We start from the raw sequence: 2,601 nt of genomic DNA, 5'->3' as shown, positions 1-2,601 counted from the left end.
TTCACCGACCTACTTTTGTTCAACCAGGAAGACGGCTCGTTTTTCCGTCACAAGACGCCGTCGACGCCGCATGACAGTTCGGAAGGTATTCTGAACGGTCTGGGCGCGATCTGCGAGAAGGCGGGGATCACGCCGGCGGATATCGAGTTCTTCCTGCACGGCACGACCGTCGCGACCAACGCCGTGCTCGAGGGCAAGGGCGCGCGCGTGGGGCTTATCACGTCCGAAGGCTACCGCCAGGTCATGCAGATCGCGCGCTCGTTCGTGCCGGGCGGTCTGGCGGGTTGGATCGTGTGGCCCAAGCCCGTGCCGCTCGCCGCTCTGGAAGACACTTTCGAGGTTGCCGGGCGCATGAACGCGCAGGGCGAGGAAGTGCGCGCGATCGACGAAGCGCAGATCCGCGAGGTGCTGACCAGGCTCAAGGCTTCGGGCGTCCAGGCGCTCACCGTTTCGCTCATGAACGGCTACTTGAACGGCGCGCACGAGAGCCGCATCGGCGAACTCGCCGCCGAGATCTGCCCCGAGCTTCCGGTCTCGCTCTCCCACGAAGTCCTGCCCGAGATGCAGGAATACGAGCGCACGCTGACCACCGTCGCCAACGCCGCGGTGCGGCCCGTGGTGGGCAACTACGTGCGCAACCTGCGCTCGAACCTGCGTGCGGGCGGCATGGCGGGCTCGCTCTCGCTGCTGCGCTCGGACGGTGGTCTCATGTCCTCGGAGAAGTCCGAAGAGCACCCCGTGGCCCTCCTCATGTCGGGTCCGGCAGGCGGCGTCACCGGCGCGCTGTGGGTCGGCAAGAACGCAGGGATCAAGAACATCCTGACGCTGGACGTAGGCGGCACCTCGACCGACGTCGCGCTCATCGAGAACCTCGAGGCACGCCGCGTGCGCACCACCGAAGTGGGCCACCTCTCGGTGCGCGCTTCGGCTCTGGATGTGAAGACCGTGGGCGCGGGCGGCGGCTCGATCGCCTATGTCCCCGAGCTCACCGGCGCGCTGCGCGTGGGGCCGGAATCGGCCGGCGCCGTCCCGGGCCCGGTGGCCTACAACAAGGGCGGCACGCTGCCGACCGTGACCGACGCCAACGTCGTCCTGGGCTACCTCCCCGAGAACCTTCTGGGCGGGACCTTCAAGCTTGACCGGGAAGGCGCCAAGGCGGCTGTCCAGACCGTCGCCGACAAGCTCGGCATCGATGTCATGGAAGCCGCGCGCGGCATCATCGACATCGTCAACGAGAACATGTTCGGCGCGCTGCGCATGATCTCGGTCCAGCAGGGCTATGACCCGCGTCACTTCGCGGTCATGGGCTTTGGCGGGGCGGGTCCGCTCCACGTCAACGCCGTCGCCAAGCTGATGGGCTCCTGGCCCGCCGTCTCGCCGGTGTCCCCGGGCGTCCTGTGCGCGCTGGGCGATGCGACCACCCGCATGCGCACCGAGACCGCGCGTTCGTACTCCAAGTCGTTCTCCAGCACCGAGGAAGCCGACGTTCTCGCCCAGCTCGAAGAGATGGCCGCGCAGACCACCAAGGAACTCACCAGCGAGGGCATCGACGCCAGCGACGTCACCGTCGAGTTCGAACTCGACGTGCGCTACGAGGGCCAGGCCTTCGAAGTGCCGCTTTCGATCGATCCCGAGACCTTCAAGTCGGGCGGCCTTGCCGCGATCATCGCGCGCTTCGATGATGAGCACGAGCGCCTCTTCACCTTCAAGATGGATAGCGAGCACGAGCTGGTGAACCTGCGCGCCGTGGCGCTCGGACCCGTCCTCGACCTCGAAGCCCAGCGCCTTCCCGAAGGCAACGGCGATCCCATCGAGGCCAAGGTGCGCGACCACCAGCTGTGGGCCGATGGCAAGATGGTGCCCGCCGTGATCTACGACCGTTCCAAGCTCAAGGCGAACGACGTGATCCAGGGTCCGGCCATCGTCACCGAGATGGACTCCACCACGCTCATCGAAGCCGACTGCACCGGCACCGTCGATGCCTTTGGCAACATCCTCATCAACCTGAAGTGAGCGAAGGAACTCTCTAATGCCCGCACAGATCATTCAGGCCAACGAAACCCCCTTCGAGAAGATCGAGATCGATCCGGTCACCCTTGAAGTCATCGAGAACGCCCTTCGCAACGCCCGCATCGAGATGGACGCGACCCTCGTGCGCACCGCCATGTCGCCGGGCATCCGCGAACAGGGTGACGCCTTCCCGCTCATCGCCGACCACAAGGGACGCATGATCGTGGGCCAGTTCGGCTCCTACATCGGCCCCTTCCTCGAAGGCTATGAAGGCACCGTGGAAGACGGCGACATGATCTTCCTGTCCGACCCCTACTCGGTCGGCGGCGCGATCAGCCACTGCAACGACTGGCTCGTCCTGCTCCCCGTCTTCAAGGACGGCCGCCTCATCGCCTACACCTCGATGTTCGGCCACCAGAGCGACATCGGCGGCATGGTGCCGGGCTCCATGCCGATCCACGCCACCGAGATCTTCCAGGAAGGCGTGCGCATCCCGCCCGTCAAGATCTGGAAGAAGGGTGAGTACAACGAGGACCTCATCAAGCTGGTCATGCACCAGTCGCGCATGCCCGACTGGTGCAAGGCGGACCT

General features: G+C 65.8%; 2 protein-coding genes. Both read left to right on the top strand.

The features are described from left to right. On the top strand, nucleotides 1-2,013 hold a 2,013-nt coding region (locus tag MBENS4_RS23610; RefSeq protein ID WP_084592361.1), incomplete at its 5' end, for a hydantoinase/oxoprolinase family protein. A 16-nt stretch (nucleotides 2,014-2,029) separates the two neighbouring features. Next, the coding region (locus MBENS4_RS23605; RefSeq protein WP_039396839.1) for a hydantoinase B/oxoprolinase family protein at nucleotides 2,030-2,601 on the top strand (572 nt) is incomplete at its 3' end.

Origin of the sequence: Novosphingobium sp. MBES04 (assembly GCF_000813185.1) — a bacterium.
GTDB lineage: Bacteria > Pseudomonadota > Alphaproteobacteria > Sphingomonadales > Sphingomonadaceae > Novosphingobium > Novosphingobium decolorationis.
Note: the sequence above shows the minus strand (reverse complement) of the source record. Positions and strands in the feature narration are given on the sequence as shown.